This is a genomic window from Posidoniimonas corsicana (assembly GCF_007859765.1).
Classification (GTDB): domain Bacteria; phylum Planctomycetota; class Planctomycetia; order Pirellulales; family Lacipirellulaceae; genus Posidoniimonas; species Posidoniimonas corsicana.
In genome coordinates, this window is the sequence record NZ_SIHJ01000001.1 from 3,484,408 (window position 1) to 3,503,196 (window position 18,789).

At 70.0% G+C, this 18,789-nt stretch carries 13 protein-coding genes and 1 riboswitch; of the genes, 8 read left to right on the forward strand and 5 right to left on the reverse strand.

Annotation, left to right across the window (positions count from 1 at the left end; all coding sequences use genetic code 11):
• The first annotated feature begins 76 nt into the window (after positions 1-76).
• The 3 genes from uvrA to KOR34_RS13365 all read left to right on the forward strand — a co-directional run bounded on the left by uvrA (position 77) and on the right by KOR34_RS13365 (position 4,375).
• Complete coding sequence (gene uvrA, locus KOR34_RS13355) at positions 77-2,962, forward strand: excinuclease ABC subunit UvrA (protein WP_146565062.1); 2,886 nt, start codon at positions 77-79, stop codon at positions 2,960-2,962.
• Positions 2,963-2,997: 35 nt separating this feature from the next.
• Positions 2,998-4,032: a ThiF family adenylyltransferase gene (locus tag KOR34_RS13360; protein WP_146565063.1), complete on the forward strand. Its 1,035-nt coding sequence runs from the start codon at positions 2,998-3,000 to the stop codon at positions 4,030-4,032.
• Between the two features lie 124 nt (positions 4,033-4,156).
• Positions 4,157-4,375, forward strand: coding sequence for a hypothetical protein (locus KOR34_RS13365; RefSeq protein WP_146565064.1), 219 nt, complete (start codon positions 4,157-4,159; stop codon positions 4,373-4,375).
• Between the two features lie 34 nt (positions 4,376-4,409).
• Here the strand turns inward: KOR34_RS13365 and KOR34_RS13370 are convergent, their stop codons facing one another.
• The 3 genes from KOR34_RS13370 to KOR34_RS13380 all read right to left on the reverse strand — a co-directional run bounded on the left by KOR34_RS13370 (position 4,410) and on the right by KOR34_RS13380 (position 8,826).
• On the reverse strand, positions 4,410-6,758 hold the full coding sequence (locus tag KOR34_RS13370; RefSeq protein WP_146565065.1) for a penicillin acylase family protein: 2,349 nt from the start codon (positions 6,756-6,758) through the stop codon (positions 4,410-4,412).
• A 101-nt stretch (positions 6,759-6,859) separates the two neighbouring features.
• Positions 6,860-7,654: an enoyl-CoA hydratase/isomerase family protein gene (locus KOR34_RS13375; protein WP_146565066.1), complete on the reverse strand. Its 795-nt coding sequence runs from the start codon at positions 7,652-7,654 to the stop codon at positions 6,860-6,862.
• A gap of 44 nt (positions 7,655-7,698) precedes the next feature.
• A complete protein-coding gene (locus KOR34_RS13380; protein ID WP_146565067.1) occupies positions 7,699-8,826 on the reverse strand; it encodes an acyclic terpene utilization AtuA family protein in 1,128 nt (375 codons plus the stop codon).
• Between the two features lie 229 nt (positions 8,827-9,055).
• On the opposite strand from KOR34_RS13380, the gene KOR34_RS13385 reads away from it, so the two are divergent.
• Positions 9,056-10,615 carry an RNA polymerase sigma factor RpoD/SigA gene (locus KOR34_RS13385; protein ID WP_228714602.1) on the forward strand — a complete coding sequence of 520 codons (1,560 nt, stop codon included), beginning with the start codon at positions 9,056-9,058 and terminating at the stop codon, positions 10,613-10,615.
• A gap of 21 nt (positions 10,616-10,636) precedes the next feature.
• On the opposite strand, the gene KOR34_RS13390 is transcribed toward KOR34_RS13385, so the two are convergent.
• The gene (locus tag KOR34_RS13390; protein ID WP_146565068.1) at positions 10,637-11,551 is read right to left on the reverse strand and encodes a serine/threonine-protein kinase; all 915 of its coding nucleotides are present in this window, start codon (positions 11,549-11,551) and stop codon (positions 10,637-10,639) included.
• A 250-nt stretch (positions 11,552-11,801) separates the two neighbouring features.
• Between KOR34_RS13390 and KOR34_RS13395 the strand changes: the two genes are divergently transcribed.
• The 3 genes from KOR34_RS13395 (at position 11,802) to recJ (ending at position 16,492) form a co-directional block, all read left to right on the forward strand.
• Positions 11,802-13,658 (forward strand): DUF7453 family protein, encoded by a 1,857-nt coding sequence (locus KOR34_RS13395; RefSeq protein ID WP_146565069.1) that lies wholly within the window; start codon positions 11,802-11,804, stop codon positions 13,656-13,658.
• A gap of 162 nt (positions 13,659-13,820) precedes the next feature.
• A riboswitch (cyclic di-GMP riboswitch) is annotated at positions 13,821-13,917 on the forward strand.
• Positions 13,918-14,434: 517 nt separating this feature from the next.
• Positions 14,435-14,611 carry a 50S ribosomal protein L33 gene (gene rpmG, locus KOR34_RS13400; RefSeq protein WP_146565070.1) on the forward strand — a complete coding sequence of 59 codons (177 nt, stop codon included), beginning with the start codon at positions 14,435-14,437 and terminating at the stop codon, positions 14,609-14,611.
• Positions 14,612-14,686: 75 nt separating this feature from the next.
• Complete coding sequence (gene recJ, locus KOR34_RS13405; protein ID WP_146565071.1) at positions 14,687-16,492, forward strand: single-stranded-DNA-specific exonuclease RecJ; 1,806 nt, start codon at positions 14,687-14,689, stop codon at positions 16,490-16,492.
• Here recJ and KOR34_RS13410 read toward each other — a convergent pair.
• Positions 16,468-17,784 carry a DUF3754 domain-containing protein gene (locus KOR34_RS13410; RefSeq protein WP_146565072.1) on the reverse strand — a complete coding sequence of 439 codons (1,317 nt, stop codon included), beginning with the start codon at positions 17,782-17,784 and terminating at the stop codon, positions 16,468-16,470. The genes recJ and KOR34_RS13410 overlap by 25 nt on opposite strands.
• 136 nt (positions 17,785-17,920) lie before the next feature.
• On the opposite strand from KOR34_RS13410, the gene KOR34_RS13415 reads away from it, so the two are divergent.
• Complete coding sequence (locus tag KOR34_RS13415; protein WP_146565073.1) at positions 17,921-18,772, forward strand: hypothetical protein; 852 nt, start codon at positions 17,921-17,923, stop codon at positions 18,770-18,772.
• The last annotated feature ends 17 nt before the right edge of the window (positions 18,773-18,789 follow it).

The window sequence follows — 18,789 nt, forward strand, 5'->3', positions numbered from 1 at the left end:
TCCGCGGGGCCGAGGTGGTGCTGGTCGGCCGGAACGCGTATCTTACAGGATTACCCGCACCGCCCGCACTCCCGCTATGCCGAACGCCGCCGCCAGCACCGCAGCCGACGCCCCCACGACCGACACGATCCGCGTGCGCGGCGCCCGCGACCACAACCTGCGGGACATCGACCTGGAGCTGCCGCGCAATCAGCTGATCGCGTTCTGCGGCGTGTCGGGCAGCGGCAAGACGACCATGGCGATCGACACCCTCTACGCCGAGGGCCAGCGGCGGTACATGGAGAGCTTCTCCACCTACACCCGGCAGTTCCTCGATCAGCTCGACAAACCGGACGCGGACGTCATCGAGGGCCTGCCGCCGGCGGTGGCGGTCACGCAGAACCAGATCAGCCGCTCGAACCGCGCGACGGTCGCCACCGCGACGGAGATCGCCGACCACCTGCGGCTGCTGTTCGCCCGAGTGGGCCGGGTGACCTGCCCGGGCTGCGGGCGCGAGGTGACGAAGGACTCGCCCGAGTCGATCGCGCGGTGGCTGCAGGAGCTGCCCGCTGGGCGGCGCGGGATGCTGGCCTTCCCCTACGAGAGCGACTCGCCGACCTGGCGCGAGGAGCTGGTGGAGGAGGGGTTTGTCCGCGTCATCATCAACGGCCGCACCCGCAACCTGGACGACGTGTCGGTGCGGAATGAGGCGACCGACGGCCCCGTCCTCGTGGTGGTCGACCGGCTGACCACGGGCGGCCCGACCGAGGGCCGGATCGCCGAGTCGATCGAGTCGGCGCTGCTGCACGGCGACGACCACTGCACGATCGTCGTCGAAGGGCCCGACGAAGCGTGCCAGGCGGCGATCGTCACGATCGACGACCGCACATGGGAGGCCCACCGGTTCGGGCGCACGTGGCACTGCGGACGCTGCGACCAGTCGTTCACCGAGCCGTCGCCGCAGCTGTTCAACTTCAACAGCCCGCTGGGCGCCTGCCCGGCCTGCGAGGGGTTCGGCAGCATCATCGAGACCGACATGGACCTCGTGGTGCCGGACAAGAAGAAGTCGCTCCGCCAGGGCGCGGTCGCGCCGTGGAACTCGCCGTCGTACGCCCACGAGCTGGAAGAGCTGATCGCGCTGGCGCCCGACCGGGGGATCCCGCTCGACGCCCCGTTCGAGGAGCTCACCGAAGAGCAGCTGGCGGTCGTGCTGCACGGCTCGCCCGAGCACGAGTTCGGCGGCCTGGACGGCTTCTTCCGCTGGCTGGAGCGGCGGAAGTACAAGATGCACCTGCGGGTGTTCCTCAGCCGCTGGCGGTCGTACCGCGACTGCGAAGCGTGCGGCGGGTCGCGGCTGAAGCCCGACGCGTTGGCCGTGCGCATCGGCGGCAAAAACCTGGCGGACGTCTGCCGCCTGAACGCCGGCGACGCGCACAGCTTCCTCAGCAGCCTGCCGCTGACCGACATGCAGCGCGAGATCAGCCGCGTGATGCTGTCGCAGGTCGTGGACCGGCTGCAGTACCTGAGCGAGGTCGGGCTGGCGTACCTGCCGCTCGACCGGTCGCTGCGGACGCTCAGCTCGGGCGAGGCCCAACGGGTCGCGATGACCTCGACCCTCGGCTCCAGCCTGGTCGACATGCTGTACGTGCTGGACGAGCCGACCGCCGGACTGCACGCCGTGGACGTGAACCGGCTTACCGGCGCCATCCACCGCCTGCGGGACCGCGGCAACACGGTGATTGTGGTCGACCACGAGGAGGAGGTCATCGGCGGCGCCGACATCGCGGTCGAGTTCGGCCCCGCGGCCGGCGCCGACGGCGGGCGGATCGTGTTCCAGGGCCCGCCGCTCCAGCTGCGTGAGACGCCCAACAGCAGCACGGGCGATTGGCTCGCCGGCCGCCGCGCGATGGTGGGCGGCGGCCCCCGCCGCGAGCCCGAGGGATGGGTTGAGCTGCAGGGCGCCACGGGCAACAACCTGCAGGGCGTCGACCTGCGCGTGCCGCTGGGCGGGCTCTGCGTGGTGACGGGTGTCAGCGGCGCGGGCAAGAGCAGCCTGGTGCTCCAGACGCTGTACCCGGCGCTGTCGTCGGCGCTCGGGAAAGAGAACGGCAAGTCCAGCGATCAGCCCGCCCTCCCCTACGGCTCGCTGGCCGGATCGGCCCAGCTGGAGAACGTGGTGCAGGTGGACCAGCAGGCGATCAGCCGCTCGCCCCGTTCCAACCCGGTGACGTACATCAAGGCGTTCGACCCGATCCGGTCGGTATTCGCCGAGCAGCCCGACGCGCAGTCCCAGGGGCTCACCAGCGGGCACTTCAGCTTCAACGTGGAGGGCGGCCGCTGCGAGACCTGCCAGGGCGCCGGACGCGTCGAAGTCGACATGCAGTTCCTGGCCGACATCACCATGCGGTGCCGCGACTGCGACGGCCGCCGCTACCGCCCGGACGTGCTGAGCGTGCGGTACCGCGGCCGCGACATCTCCGAGGTGCTCGAGATGTCCGCCCAAGAGGCGTTCCGTTTCTTCCGCGGCCACAAGAAGGTGCAGCAGAAGCTAAAGGTGCTGCTGGACGTCGGGCTGGGGTACGTGCCGCTGGGCCAGCCCTCCAGCACGCTGTCGGGCGGCGAGGCTCAGCGGCTCAAGCTGGCCGGCTCGCTGGCTGGCAAGCAGGCCGGCCGGGCGCTGTTTGTCATGGACGAGCCGACCCGCGGCCTGCACTTCTCGGACATCGTGCGGCTGATCGACTGCTTTGACGCGTTGCTCGAGGTGGGGCACTCGCTGGTGGTGATCGAGCACAACCTGCAGCTCATCCTGGCGGCCGACCACGTGATCGACCTGGGACCCGGCGCCGCGCACGACGGCGGGCGGGTAATCGCCACCGGCACGCCGGAGCAGGTCGCGGCGAACCCCGACTCGGCCACCGGCCGGGCGCTCGCCGAGGCGATCCGCAAGCACGAAGCCGCCGCCCGCGAACTGGACGACGAATAGCCCACTCGCGCACTCCCCGGTATAGAATCATCGGCATGCCCTCCCCCGCCGACCGCTACGCGAAACAGGTCCGCTTCGCCCCCATCGGCGAGCCGGGCCAGCGCGCGCTCCGCGAGTCGAGCGTGCTGGTGGTGGGCTGCGGCGCGCTGGGTTCGGTCATCGCCGAGACGCTCGTCCGCAGCGGGGTCGGCCGGGTGCGTGTTGTCGACCGCGACTTCCTCGACCTCAGCAACCTGCAGCGTCAGACGCTGTACGACGAGGTCGACCTGGCGTCGGGGCTGCCGAAGGCCGTGCTGGCCGGCCGCAAGCTCAAGCGGATCAACAGCACGGTCGACGTCGAAGCCCAGGTGGCGGACGTGACGCACCAGAACATCGCCGAGCTGGCCGCCGGCGCCGACGCGATTGTCGACGGCCTCGACAACTTCGAGACCCGCCTGCTGCTCAACGACTACTCGGTCAGCACCGGCGTGCCGTGGGTGTACGGCGGCTGCATCGGCGCCGAGGGGCAGGTGATGGCCGTCCTGCCCGGCGAGACCGCCTGCCTGACCGGGCTGGTGCCCGAGCCCCCCGCTCCCGGCGAGGCGCCGACCTGCGACACCGCCGGCGTCATCGGCCCGGCGGTCAACGTGGTCGCCTCGCTGCAGGCGGCCGAGGCGTTGAAGCTGCTGTCGGGCAACCGGGACGCCGTGAACCGCCAGCTGATCTCGATCGACCTGTGGCGCAACCGCGTCCGGATGCTAGACGTGGCAAAGCTGCACGCCGACGGGACCTGCCCCACCTGCCACGCGAGAGAGTTCCCGTGGCTCAGCGGCGAGCGCGGCAGCCAGGCGGCCGTGCTCTGCGGCCGCAACGCCGTGCAGCTCCGGTCGGCGTTGACGCGCAAGGTCGACCTGGGGGCGCTGGCGGAGTCGCTCCGCGGCGTCGGCGAGGTGACCGTCAATCCGTTCCTGCTCCGCCTGACCCTGCCCGACCACGAGCTCACGCTGTTCCAAGACGGCCGCTGCATCGTGTCGGGCACAGAAGACGAGGCGCGGGCCCGCTCGCTGGTCGCCCAGCACCTGGGGGCGTAGAGCGTCGCGCACCCCGCACGACCGTCGCGACCGGCATTCTGGTCCCCCTGCGACCGTGGCGCCGTAGGCTTGAGCAAGGCGGTCCAGAGCGGTTCGCCAGGTCCGCTACGCCGCAGGAGTGCCCATGCTCACCAAGCTCGCGCTGTTCGCCTTTACCCTGCTGGTCTGCTACGGGCTGGCGCTGCTCGGCTTCCACGAGGCGGGCGTGGAGCCACCGGGGTTGCTGGAGCAACCTTGGTTCTGGGGGATCGTGCTGGTCGCGGCGTTGATCCCTTCCCGCTGGTGGCTGTGGCACGACCTCAATCCCTTCGACGACTTCGGCGATTTCGGCGGGGACGACTAGCGGCCGGTCGTCCGTCGAGCAGCACAAACATCTCCTAACGAGGGTACCGCAGCTCCGTACGCGTCACGCCCAGGGCTTCGACCTTGTCGCGCGACAGCGGCGCCGGGTGCAGCTTGCCCTCCGACCAGAGCCGCAGGGTGCTGAGCCGGGACTCGTCACCGGGGCGTTCAGACTGGCCGATCGGCAGGATCGACATCGCCAGGTCCGGGTCGTGCATCGGCGCCCACTGCGTGTACGACTGGGCGGTCTGGCACGCGATCGTGCCGCCGTCGATCACGTCGAGCGGCGGCAGGTTCAACGCGTGCTGGCGATCGAGCTCCGGGAAACCATCGAGCCCCTCGTAGTAGCCGAGCTTGCGTGACGTGACCGCCTGCCGGGCGAGCTCGGACCAGGCGTCCGGGTCGGGGCCGTACTTCTCCAGGCAGGCCACCCAGGCCGACTCGAGCGCCGCGTCCAGGAACTCGCGCTCTCGTCGGTTCAGCCGTGTGTCGGGCGATTCGGCCACACGCGAGGTGGCGGACTTGAGGAAGTAGGCGAGGCCCGACTCGCCCCCGCCGTACTGGAACGCCAGCTCGGTGTTGACGAAGCGGAAGAAGGTGCCGAGCTCCAGCGCAAGCGCCGCCCCCTCCCTGTCCAGCGACATCGACGCGCCGCGGTCTAGCCACGGGACCAGCACGCCCAGCGTCATGAGCGACGCGTCGGACAGCGCCTCGGGCTCCGTCTTGCCGAGGTGCAGTCCTAGCCGCACGATGTCGCGGCGGGCCGGGTTCACGCTGTCGTAGTGGATGTCGAGGACCTCGTCCGCGGTGAACCGGTCCTGCGCGACAAGCCGCTCACGCAGCCGCCAGGACCGCACGGTATCCCCCCCCATGCCGGTCATGGCGCCGATCGGGATCGGGTACCACGACCCGATCGGCCGGTGGTTGCCGCTGTAGAGGAAGCCGCTTGCCGGATTGAGCACGCTCGGCTTCACGCCGTGCGGCAGCATCCCCCGCCACAGGTCGTCCGAGTCCCGTGCGGGGTGGGCCTTGCGCCCGTGCGACGGGTCGTGGGCCGACCGCAGCGGCAGCGCGCCCAGCGCTCGGTAGCCGATGTCGCCGCCGCGGTCGCCGAAGACGACGTTGGCCGTGGGAAACCGCCATCCTTCGAGCGCCGCGTCGAACTGCCCCGCGTCCTCCGCCCGGATCATCGCCAGCGCGCCCTGGATGGTCTCCCGATTGGGCTCGGCCATCGGCACGCGGCTCAGGGCGACCTCGCCATCAGCGGGCCGGGCGTAGCAGAACTCGGTCGCCACCGGGCCGAGCTCGGTCTCGCGGACTTGGTAGTTGATGGGATCGGCGTCGCGGACCTTGATCTCTTCCTGGAGCACGGTCATCGGCTGCCAGCGTCCGTCCAGGCGGTAACGGTTGGGGTGGTCGGGGTCGGTCTCGAGCAGGAACAGGTCGGCCTGGTCCGCGCCCAGGGCGGTCATGCCCCACGCGACATTCGTTGAGAAGCCGATCAGGATCACCGGGCTGCCGGCCACGCCCATCCCCCGGGCGTTGAACGTCTTGCCCTGGATGTGGAACTCGTAGAACAACGACGGGTTGCGGACCGGCGTCTGCGGGTCGCTCACCAGCACGGCCGAGCCGGTGGTGGTCTTCGCCCCGCCCACCACCCAGGCGTGGCTGAACTTGGGGCCGGGGGCGCCCGGCGGGCCGGGGGTCAGGCCTTGCTCGACGGCGTACTGCTGGACGCCGGATAGCCACTCGTCGCTGACATCCGACTTCTGCACGACCGCCGGCGAGTCGTCCGGCGGCATACGCTCCAGGTCTTCCGGCTGCGGGAACGCCCTGCCGCGGTTGCGGCCGGCGATCAGGTCGCGGGTGCCGTCGGTGGCGAAGAACTGGCCCACATGCCACCACGACGCCAGGCAGTCGGCCGGAGTCCACGGTTCGTGCTCGACGCCGGTTGCTGCAAACAAGGCCGGCAGGTTGTCGGCGTTTTGTACGAACCAGTCGTTGACGCCGCGTGAGTAGGCCTCCAGCAGCGAGCGACTCTCCCCGTCCAAACCCGCCGCGGTCCGCTGGGCCGCGCGGTGGAAGCCGAAGGTCCGCATCTTGCGGTCGTGGTCGATCGACGTGTCGCGTCGGCGCAAACTCTTCACTTCGCCGACGACCTCAGCGAGCCGCCCCTGCACGGTCCGCAGCGCGTAGGTCATCTGGAACGCGCGGTCCTCCGCCGTGGCGTAGCCCAACCCGTAGAACGCGCCGGCGTCGGTTTCGGCGAAAACATGGGGGACGCCCCACGGGTCGCGGAGCACCTCGACCGAATCGGCACGGGCCGCAGGCGCCAGGAAGAAAACAGCGAGCAGCAGGCAGCAGTAGCAGCGGCGCGGTTGCATGTCGCCCCCATGGATAGACGGAGGACAGGGACCAGAGCACAGACCCCTGAGTTGTAGGGCTCGGGCGATGGCGTGTCAAAGAAATCCGCCGGCCGCGTGGTCTAGGGCCACTCCGGCTCGCGTTTCTCCAGGAACGCCTCGAGGCCCTGCTGGGCCGCCTCGGTGGTGCGCGCGGTGGCGGTGGCGATCGCGCCGCTGGAGAGCTGCGTAACCAGCTGCTCGCCGACGGTCTCGAGCAGCAGACGCTTGGTGAGCTGCACCGACTCGGGCGCTCCGGCGGCGCACTCCTTCGCCAGCTCGACCGCGCGCGCCCACAACAGCGGGGTGTCGACCGTCTCGTGGTAGACGCCGATGCGGAGCGCCTCGTCGGCCGGGATCTGCTGGCTGCTCAACAGCAGCCGCGATGCGGGTCCGGCGCCCAAGCGGAACGCCAACAGCGGCGACTCCACGCCCGCCACCACACCGAGCCGCGGCTCGGGGAAGCCGAAGGTGGCCTCCGGCGAGGCGATGGCGATGTCGGCCGCCAGCACCAGCCCGGCGCCGGCGCCCACCGCCGGTCCATTTACCGCCGCGATGATCGGCTTGGGGAGCTGCAGCATCTCGAGCACCAGGTCGCGCAGCTGCTCGGCCTCCTCACCCCAGCGGACCATGTCGGCCGCCGGGTCCGGGCCGCCGGCGGCCATCTCCTCGACATCGCGGCCCGCGCAGAACGCCGCGCCCGCGCCCGTAAGCACCATGACACGGACGCGGCGTTCCTGGTGCACGTCGGACAACGCGACGCGGAGGTCCTCGATCATCGCCCGCGTCAGCGCGTTGCGTTTCTGCTGGCGGTTGATCGTCACCGTGGCGACCGGACCGTCAACCCTCACCTCGATCGAGTTGCTCTGCATAATCATCGGTTAAATGCCTAAGGTTTGCTCGCTGGCCTGAGGCCGGTGAGCTAGTCTACCCACTGCTGTGCGGGCTTGATATCGATCGACCACTCCAGCAGCTCAACAGGGAGCACCGTCGGCCACTGCCGGTACCGGGGCTCTACGAGCGGCGGCCCGCCGATCCGCCGGAGGCCGAGCACGCCGCTGGCGACCTCGAGCACGCCCGCTAGCTCGGCCGCCGCGTTCTCTACCTTCGCCCGGTTGGCATGGTGCAGCGTCACTTCCACCAGCGCTCCGTCGGCCGCCGCTGACGGCGGGCAGATGCACGGGCGGAGCTCGGGCGGGGCGTTGGTGAGCACCTCCTCGAGTCGGCCCCGCGCGGCGGCTTCGGACGCCCAGAGGACCAGGCGCGCCTGGTAACCGTCGAGGTAGGTCAGCGTGAGGTTGGATTGGTCGGGGTCGACAGCGCTGGATGTCTCGGCGAACCGCCGGCGGGCGGAATCCGTCAGTTCGGCGCCGCCGAAGAACTCCACGTCGAGGTCGGCGGTCAGTTCGGCCTGCAGCGATTGTTCCGGCGACCACTCCGGCCGCCGCAGCGTGTCGCTGACTGCCTGCGGGCTGCAATCGGCCAGCGTCTGCCCGAGCTTCCGGGCGGTCGGGAGGTCGCGTTTCCCGGTCGCGGCCCGAGCGACGGCCTCGCACAGGACGGCCGGGGTCTCGTGCGCGGTGAGCACGGCCCGCGCGCCCTGCTTGACCGCCTGCGACACCGCTCGCGGGCCGAGGCTAGCGATCGCGCCGACCGTCTTGGCGCTGAGCTCCACAAACCGCTGGCCCGTTTCCGCGTGGGCCAGGTCGGTGTGCAGCAGCAGCTCCTCCAGGCGGTCGAGCACGTCCTGGCCCCGCACCACCGCCAGCGGCAAATCGGGGTTGCCGGTGTCGACGAGCGTCTGGGCAGCGTGCGGGCCCGCGATGCTGGGGTCGCCGCCGGCCAGGCTCGCCACCAGGCGGAGCTGGGCGTCCATGTAGAGCTGGGGCCCCAGCGTCCGCAGCGTCCTCGGCAGCTGCTCGGCGGGCGCGTCGCCGCCGCTCAGCGGGCCGGCGTCGAGCAGCAGGAAGTCGACGCCCTCGAGCTGGCGGGCCCAGGCCGGCGTGCGTGGCCCGCGCAGGTCGTGGTGCGCTAGCCGCAGTGCGTTCATGGGGCGTCCTCTTTTCGCATCAGGCGTTGCCGCTCGGCCACGGCGTTGCCTTTTCGCGTCACGGCTGGGCCGCCTGAACCCACGGAATCGGCGGCGTGAGATAATCACAAACACTTTTCAAACAACAGTTTACGTCCTTTCACGGCGGCCGCGAAGCGCCCTGTGGCGCCACCGCTGCAATAAGGCTCGGCGAAGCAGCTCATCTCCCGCACACCGAGAGGATTCGCCCGTGCCCAGCAGCCGCAAGACCCCGTCGAAGTCTCGCCCCGCCTCGTCCCGCAAGTCGAGCGTCAAGCGTCCCGCCCGCCGCAAGTCGCAGGACGATCTCCAGATTGCATCGGACGTCGAGATCGTCGATGTGCAGCTCGATGACCACGACTCGACGGAGTCGGAGTCGCACGTCGACGACCCCGTGCGGATGTACCTGATGCAGATGGGCGAGATCCCGATGCTGGACCGGGCGTCCGAGATCTCCGCGGCGAAGCAGATCGAGTACACCCGCACCAAGTTCCGCCGCACGATGCTGTGCAATGACTACGTGCTGCACGGCGCCGTCGATCTGCTGGAGAAGGTCGAGGCCGGCGAGCTGCGGCTGGACCGCACGATTGAGATCAGCGTCACGAACACAGCGGAAAAGAAGCGGGTGCTGAAGCGGCTGGCGCCCAACCTCAAGACCATCCGCCACCTGCTGGCCCAGAACACGGGCGACTTCCTGCAGGCGGTCGATTCCACCGCCACCGGCGCCCAGCAGCGGGCCGCCTGGCGTCGGCTGATCCGCCGCCGCAACAAGGTGATCCGCCTGGTGGAAGAGATGAACCTGCGTCTGCCGCGGCTGCTGCCGCTGATGGACCAGCTGCACGAGATCGGCCGCCGCATGGCGACCATCAAGCAGCAGCTCTCCGAGCCCAACACCACGCTGGGGCCGAAGCACGACGAGGAGCTGCGGCACGAGCTACGCTACCTGATGCGGATCACCCAGGAGAGCCCGGCGACGCTGGCCCACCTGGTGACCCGCACGGTCGAACGCCGCGCCGCGTACGACGCCGCCAAGCGTCGCCTCTCGGCCGCCAACCTCCGCCTGGTGGTGTCGATCGCCAAGCGGTACCGCAACCGCGGACTCAGCTTCCTCGACCTGATCCAGGAGGGCAACACCGGCCTGATGCGGGCGGTCGACAAGTTTGAGCACGCCCGCGGCTACAAGTTCTCGACCTACGCCACCTGGTGGATCCGCCAGGCGATCACGCGGGCGATCGCCGACCAGAGCCGCACCATCCGCCTGCCGGTGCACATGATCGACACGATGAGCAAGATCCGGGCGGTCACGGCCGAGTTCCTGCAGGAGTTTGGCCGCGAGCCGAACCCCGAGGAGGTGGCCGAGCGTGCCGGCCTATCGATTGAGGATTCCCGCGTGGTGCTGAAGATGACCCGCCAGCCGCTCTCGCTGGACCAGCCGGTCGGCGACCACGAGGACAACTACTTCGGCGAGTTCATCCAGGAGAACCGCGAGGACGACCCGCTCTACGACACCAACATGGAGATGCTCAAGAGCCGGCTGGAGGACGTGATGGACGACCTCAGCTACCGCGAGCGGGAGATCATCAAGCTCCGCTACGGCCTGACCGATGGCTACAGCTACACCCTGGAAGAGGTCGGCAAGATCTTCTCCGTGACCCGCGAGCGGGTGCGGCAGATCGAGTCGAAGGCCGTGCGGAAGCTGCAGCAGCCCTACCGCAGCCGGTCGCTGGCCGGCTTCCTGGACGGCGTGGAGCCGATCGTCGACCCCGTGTAGTTAACGCCGCGTAGCCGACCACTAGGCGGACGCCTGGTGGTAGGCGAAACAAGCAATCTCGAGCCTCGCCAACTCGTCGGCCGTTTCGGCCGGCGAGTTTGGCCTGCGCAGCGGGTCCTTCGCCAGCAGCCGGTGGATGAGCGACGCCACGGCCTTGGGCGTCCCCGGCGCGGCGGACCGGATGCACTCGGGCTTCGCCTGCCGGTGCAGCGCGATCAGCTCGGCCGGCCCCTCGGCGAGGAATGGCGGCCGTCCCGACAGCAGCTCGTACATCGTGGCGCCGAGGCTGTAGAGGTCGCTGCGGCGGTCGGCCGAGCACGCGGAGGTGACCATCTCCGGCGCAATGTAGTTCAGCGTGCCGATCACCGGCCGCGCGGCCCAGCTCTTGGCCTCGCTGTGGGTCTGGCAGAACCCCAGGTCGAGCAGCGTGGCGTGGCCGTCGGGCGAGAGGAAGATGTTGCTCGGCTTCACGTCGGCGTGGATCACGCCCGCCTGCTGGTTCAGCGCGTCGAGCGCCTGGCAGACCTGCCGCGCGATCCACAGCGTCTGCGGCAGCGTGGGGCGTACGCCGCGGGCCAGCGCCGACGACAGCGACTCGCCAACCAGCCGCGGCAGGGCCACGTAGAACGGCGGCTGCGAGACCTGCGCGCCGAGCACCGACACCAGGTTCGGGTGGCTGGCCTGCCGGCCGACCCACGCCTCGCGTCGCATGGTCTCGATGGCGGTCGCGTCCTGCCACCACTCGCGGCGCAGCGCCTTGATAGCATAGGTGGCGGCGGAGTCTGGGGAGTCCGCCGGCCGAGCCAGGTAGACCCGCGACAGGGCGCCCTCGGCGAGCAGCTGGGTCAGCTGCCAGGGGCCCATGCGGCCGACCATCTTGCGTCGGGCGCCGCCGCCAAAAATGGTCCGGGTTGTGGTCGAGGGAGCTGTCGCCATACGACGCCGACTTTCAGGAAGAGATTCACGCACCTGACGATCAAATCGGATAGATCTGCTGGCGAATTGAGGAGAGCCCTGCGTTACGGGAAACGGCCGTCACACTGGGCGGCCCTGGTAAATCTCGCGGCCGATTCTGCCGTCGGCGTTGAGACCGGCCAGCCGCCGGTCTACGATCAAAGGATAGCCGTGCCCCGCCGACGCAACCGCACGGAGGCCCTTGTCCCGCGTCTGCCCGGTCGGTCCCGCCATGACTCGTCTGCTCGCCATTGCAATCGCCTTCTGCTGCATGGCGTGCCCCGCGTGCTGGGCGAGCGAATCGGTGCGGGTGCTAGCAACCACGGAACGGCCGATCCCAGGCGGTGGGCTGACGCCCGTAAGCTGGCGCGAAAGCCACCTGACCCCCGACGGTGGCGCCTGGGCGATGGTGGAGAGTCCCATCGAGTCCTGCGGGCTGATCAATTGCCAGTTTGTCCCGGTGCACCTGCTGCAGCTCGACGCCGGCGGGGCGGCGATCGCGTCGGTAGAGGTCGGCCGACGCAACACCTCCCCGTTTAGCCCCGGCCCGGTACTTCAGCTCGCCACTGACCGCCAAAGCGGCGACGCGGTCTACACCTCCGGGGCGCCCGACACGCCCGCTGGTCTGTGGACGCTACCAGCCGGCCAGGACACGCCCACACTGCTCGCCACAACCGACGAGCAGCTGTTCGTCGACAATCAATTCGCCCGGGAAATCGGCATCGGGAAGCCTGGCGAGGCGTACTACAGCGGCCGTTTTCAGCTAAGCCAAGCGGTCACCGCGGACCAGGACACCGCCATCTGGAGGACGCGCGACGGCGCAACCGAGGTCATCGCCCGCGAGGGATCGCCGGCGCCCGGGGTGCCCGGCGCGTTGCTCGGTCCGATCGGCCACCACACCCCGCTGATCATCATCGGCTCCAACCCCACCGTGGCGCCCTTCGCCAGCAGCCGCGGCGGCGTGGCGTTCTGGGCGGAGATCAAGATCCCCGGGTTCGAGTTCGTTCAGGAACGCGGGCTGTGGGCCGACCGAGGCAACGGTACGCAGCTGGTGACGCGGACCAGCCTGCCTGCCCCCGGAACTGAGGCCGGCAACGTGTTTGCGCCCGAGACCGGCTTCTCGATCCTCACCAGCTCGCGGGCGTTTTCCGACCCGCAGATCACCGACAACGGCGACGTGGTGTTCGCCGCCAACCTCCGCAGCGGCATTAGCGGGTGGGACGGCCTGTGGAGGTCGCCCGCCAGCGGCGGTCTTCACGCGCTGATGACCGTGCATGACGCGGTGGCGGCAGCCGCCCGGCCCGACGATCGCGAGGCGACGTTTCGCCGAATCGGCGAGTTCAGCGCCGCCAACTCCGGACACGTCGCGTTCACCGGCGCGATGCAGATGGAAACCATCGTCCAGGACGAGTTCGGAAACGAGTACTCGGAGTACGAAGATCAGGATGGCGTCTGGCTCTACTCGCCAGGGGCGGGTTTGGAGCTCGTTGACCTGACGCAGAACGAACCGCCGCACGAAGTCACCAGCACCTACGAGTCTGGCTTCCGCGTCAACGACGCCGGGCAGGTCGCGTTCACACGTTTCAGCTACGGGGATGTCGATAACCACCAGGCGCTCGCGGCGTTGGGACGCGGCGGAGGGTTGGTTGAAATACTCCAGACCGGCGACACCGTCGACATTGGCCAGGACGCCACGCCCGACCTTCGCACCATTTCGAGTTTCAGCCTGCAGGACTTCGACAACGCCGGCCGCGTGCTGATCCAGGCGTGGTTTGAAGAAGGCGGCTCGGCGCTGATCGTTTCGGACGCGGTCACCGCCCCCGCGGCAGCCGGCGACTACAACGGCGATGGCCTTGTCGACGCGGCGGACTACCAGACGTGGCGTTCGACCTACGGCGCCCAGGTCCGCGTCGGCGATGGCGCCGACGGCAACCTCAACGGGGTGATCGACGCCGGCGACTTCACCCACTGGCGGGACCTCTACGCGCCGGCCCAGTTTAACGCGGCGCCCGAGCCGGGCGTGGTCGTCCAGCTGGGGATCGCCGCCGCGCTGGCCGTTTGGGGGCGATCGCGGAGGGCCGCGGGCTGACGCCGCAGGCAGCCGCCCGGCGGATATCTTTTGGGAAATCTCCGCCGGCGATTTGCTTAGCCCCCGAACGTGACCTATTCATTGAGTGGCGGGGCATTGTCCCGCCCGTCTTCTTTTCTCTCCAATTTCCTCTTTTCAGCGTCTTGTCCCTCCCTGAGGGGCTACCGATAAAGGCAAACCCGTCGTAAGGCGGGGACGCAAAGCCATGGGTCTTACGCGCGGACTCGTTCCGCGTGCCTGAGATCGCCAGGCCGCCGGACAATCAGCCCCAGAGGCGGATTGCTACGGAGCGACCCATGAGCTTCTCTCTTGCCCACCTCTCGTGGATCAGCGTCCCTAGCAGCCAAGTCCGTCTCGTTCGCCGCGGGTTCGCCCCCAGTCCGGACGCCACGATCTTGCCCCTCGTGACGCCGAAAGAACGTCCGTCCTTGCCCACGGACCGCAGCGGGACCGCCCGACCCTCGTCTGCACGCGGCGACTGATTCCCTCCCCGTTGGGGCGGGCCTGCCCGAGCTGCCGATCACGCGGTGTCCCCCGTTGGTCCCACGCTCGGCGGGCCCTGCCCCCTCTTTTTTCCCGCAGGATCGGCGTGCCCCCGGCCGCGGTGAGGCGCCCCGCAGGCCCGAAAAGGGCCTTTTTCATTGGCCGGTTGTCGGCTAGACTGTGCGATTCGACCTCGACCGGGGTCGCCAACAGGCCCCGCCGGTCCCGCGGTCTCCCGACACAGCGTCCGACATACTGCGTCCCGACATAGCGTCCGAAGCGAGCAACCGATCATGGCCAAGAGCACTGGCAAGCGGAAGAAGAAGGTCGAGTCCGTGTTCCTCGTCTGCGAGGAGACCGGCGACTACAACTACACCGTGCGCCGCAAGCTGGGCGGGGAGAAGCTGAAGCTGAAGAAGTTCTGCCCGCGTCTGCGCAAGCACACCATCCACAACGAGAAGAAGAAGTAGCCCGCGGACCGAGCCCCGCCCCCGCTGCTGCTTCCTCCTCGTTCACCGCCCGCGGCGCACCCCGTCAGGGACCAGATGGCCAAGCGCTGGCGAATCGCGACCCACGACGCCGACCGCGCCCAGTCCCTCGAGCGGTCGGCCGGCGTCCCGCCGATCGTCGCCCGGCTGCTGGTCGCCCGCGGGATCTTCTCTCCCGACGAGGCCCAGCAGTTCCTCGCGCCCAAGCTGAGCGCCCTCCGCGACCCGGCCGAGCTGCCGGGCGTTGACGCCGCGGCCGGCATCCTGCACGCCGCGATCGCGGACCGCAAGCCGATTGTCGTCTACGGCGACTACGACGCCGACGGCATGACCGCCACCGCCATCCTGCTGCGGTGCCTCCGCTTGGCCGGCGCCGACGCCAGCTTCTACGTGCCGCACCGCCTGGACGAGGGCTACGGCATGAACGTCGAGGCGCTCCGCACGCTGGCCGATCAGGGCGCCAAGGTCGTGGTCACCGTGGACAACGGCATCGCCAGCCTGGCCGAGGCGGACGCCGCCCGCCAGCTCGGCCTGCAGCTCATCGTGACCGACCACCACCAGATGGCCGACCGGCTGCCCGACGCCGACGCCATCGTGCACCCGCGCCTGCCGGGGCACGACTACCCGTTCGACGGCCTGTGCGGCGCCGCGGTCGCGTTCAAGTTGGCCTGGGCGCTCTGCCAACGCGTGAGCGACGCCAAGCGCGTCACCGAGCCGATGCGGCGGTTCCTGCTGCAGGCGGTCGGCCTGGCCGCGATCGGCACCGTGGCCGACGTGGTGCCGCTGGTCGACGAGAACCGCATCCTGGTCCGCGCCGGGCTCGGCGCGCTGCGGCAGCACCAGCTGCCCGGCCTGGCCGAGCTGGAGCGCGTCGCGAAGCTGACCGACACGCCCGAGCTGGGCAGCGAGGACATCGCGTTCGCGCTGGCGCCCCGGCTCAACGCGGCGGGGCGGATGGGGCAGGCCGACCTGGCGGTCGAGCTGCTCACCACCGACTCCCGCGAGCGCGCCCAGGAGCTGGCCGACTACCTCGACGAACTCAACCAGACCCGCCAGTCGATCGAGCGGAGCGTGCTGCTGTCCGCCCGCAAGCAGGCCAAGCAGTACCTGTCGGGCGGCGCGGCGCCGGCGCTGGTGCTGGCCGACCGCGACTGGCACCCCGGCATCATCGGGATCGTGGCCGGCAAGCTGGCCGAGCAGTACTGCCTGCCGGTGGTGATGATCGCGCTCGACAAGCTCGGCGCGAGCGCCGGCATCGGCTCGGGCCGCACGGCCCCCGGCTTCGACCTCGGCGGCGCGTTCGCCGCCTGCCGCGAGCACCTGGTGAGCTGCGGCGGGCACGCCGCGGCCGCGGGCCTGCGGATCGACGAGCAGAACCTCGAGGCGTTCCGCATCGACTTCTGCGCCCACGCCGAGCAGCAGCTCGGCGGCGGCGAGCGGGTGGGCGAGGTGCTGATCGACGCCGAGGCGCCGCTCTCCGCGCTCACCCACCAGACCGTCAGCCAGATCGAGCAGCTCGCGCCGTTCGGGCACGGCAACCGGCGGCCCACGCTCTGCACGTCCGACGTCCGGCTGGCCGGCCCGCCCCGCCGGATGGGCGGCGCGGGGCGGCACCTGTCGGTGGACCTGGAGCAGGCCGGCGTGAAGCTGCGGGCCGTGGCGTTTGGCGCCGGCGACCGGGAGGAAGAGCTGCTCCGCGTCGACGGGCCGCTTTCTATTGCGTTCCGCCCGGTGATCAACACCTTCCGCGGCTGGGCCAAGGTCGAGATGCACCTGGAAGACTGGCGCACGCAAGAAGAGTCGCAGAAAGAAAGCTCACGCGCGCCGTCGGCCGGGGCTCAAGAGAGCTTCTTGCCCCGCTGACCGGGGCTCAGCTCAATCGCGCGACGCGGCGGTTCGACGCTTGGCCGCGGCGCCGCGCCCGGCTCCCCCACGTAGATCTTGATCGCGCGGGCGTGGTAATCGCTCGAACGCTGCTCGCGGCGGTGGTCCTCCAGCCGCTGGCGGGCGTCCAGCGGCGGCCGGGCGAGCAGCTCGCCCTCGCGTCGCCACAGGTCAAGCCGGCCGAGCGTCTCGAGCGCGTCGGGCAGGTCGAAGTCGACCTCGACACCCAGCTTCTTGTACAGGTACGCCGCGATCCGCTGGTTGAGCCGCTCCTCGGGCTCGTCACGGCGGGCCGGGTCGAGCGTGAACGCGTAAGCCAGGTACGCCTCCTTCAGCTCCTCCTGCTTAACCGACGAGATCAACAGCTGCAGCGCGCTGGCGTTGTTCCCCAGGTTCTGGAAGTAGAGCCGCTGCGTGCGCCGCCAGTCGCGGCTGGTCTTGGCGTTCTTGTAGCCGAAGAACGTGCGCAGCGCGATGGTGCCCACGCCCACCGCCAGGATCCACAGGATCTTGCTGAGCATGGCGAACGCCAGCGCCACCTTGGCCAGCTTCATCGCCATGGCGCCCGCCACGCCTGCGCCGGAACCGAGCAGCTTGATCCGGTCAAGCAGCGTCATGGCGGCCTCGGCGTGGGGCAGCAGCGCCTCGACGTCGTGCTCGGGGATGTCCTTGAACATCTTGATCAGCACGTCCGGCTCGTCCTTCAGCTGCGCGATGACCGCCAGCCGCTTGAAGACGGGCGTCTTGAACTCGGCGCCGCGGATCGGGCAGCGGATAGTGCGCCGCCGGCAGCTCGTGTGCCCGTGGCCGCGCACCCACAGCTCCAGCCGCTCGACGCGGTCCGGGTGGATCCGCACGTGGATGCGGGCGGTGCTGGCCCGCTCGACCACCTCGGCGATGCGGACGTCGTCTAGTCGCTCAAAGTTTGCCTTGTCGAGAAGATAGGAGAGCTGGCGATGCAGCGCGTCGTAAGCAGACTGTTCGCTCGGCTCGTCGTCGGTGACCCGGAGCGTCTCGCGGTCGGGGTTGAACCGCGCGTAGGCCAGCTCCAGCTCGCTGTGGAAGTAGCTCCCCTCCTGCTCGATCACCGCGCGGACCTCGTCGAACACGCCCCGCAGGCTTGCGCAGTCGACGCCGAAGGCGGCCGCGTCCTGCACCAGCAGGTCCGCCAGGTCCTCGGCCCGCAGCGGCACGAACCGCCGCTCGGGGCGCCAGCACTCCTTTTCGATCGACCGGTCGGCGGCGGTTTCGAGTGTCTGGTGCATGGGCATCATGGTACCACAGCCGGTTGGCGACCGGGCGTCGAGCATGGGGCGGGTCCGCACCGCGCCGCGGGCGTCGCGCACTGTCGCTCGCGTCGGCATCGCGTAGAATGGCCGTGTCGCCCCTACACTCCGCCTACGCACGATGCCCCGCACCAGCCTCCGCCGTTCCCTGACCGCGCCGTTCGTCCTGTTGCTGACGACCCACGCGTCGGCCGAGATGGACTTCCGCGCCCGCGGTCTGGAGCGGCTGGCGCCCGGCGTGCTCGACCCGGAGTCGCCGCCGCAGGGGTATTCGCACGTGGTGATGATTGCTTGGCCACGAATCCCGGTTGAGCAGGCCAGGAGCATCTCGGCCACGACCGCCAAGTTTGCCCAGATGTTCGGCTCGGCCATCCTGGCCGACGTGCGTCGCGACCCGCAGACCGGCCTGCACCGGCTCAACCGGGTGGCGATCGGGCACACGATGCGGTCCGAGGGCGGCGTGCAGATTGTCTCGCCCAAGTCCGAGGGGCTGACCTTCCTCGCCAGCCAGGTGCTGGCCTCCGGCGAGAAGGAGCTGGACAAGATCCGGCAGATCGCCCGCTACGACACCGCCGTGCTGTTCGAGTCGCCCGCGGTGATCCTGCGCGGCGGCGCGCACCAAGAACTCAAGGTCCGCCACTTCGTGTGGACCAGCGCCAAGCTGGGCGGGCTGGCCTCGGTCGTGTGGCTCGTGGACGAAGCGCCGCCCAGCGGCCCCACGCTGGTGGACAACCAGGTGGTGCAGCTCCCCAGCCGCTTCACCGACGACCGCGTGCTGTCGGTCGACCCCGCGCAGTTCTCGTTCGTCGGGACCCCCGGCAAGACCGCCTTCGCGATGACCCGCCTGCCGCGCGGCCGCGCGATCGCGGTCGGCCCCGAGCTCGCCCGTCTGGCCGCCGCGCCGGCCTACGACAACCAGACCCTGCCGGCGCTGGCCCGCGGCCTCGCCCAGGCGGTCGCCTCCCAACCCTAACCCGCGACATACCCGCT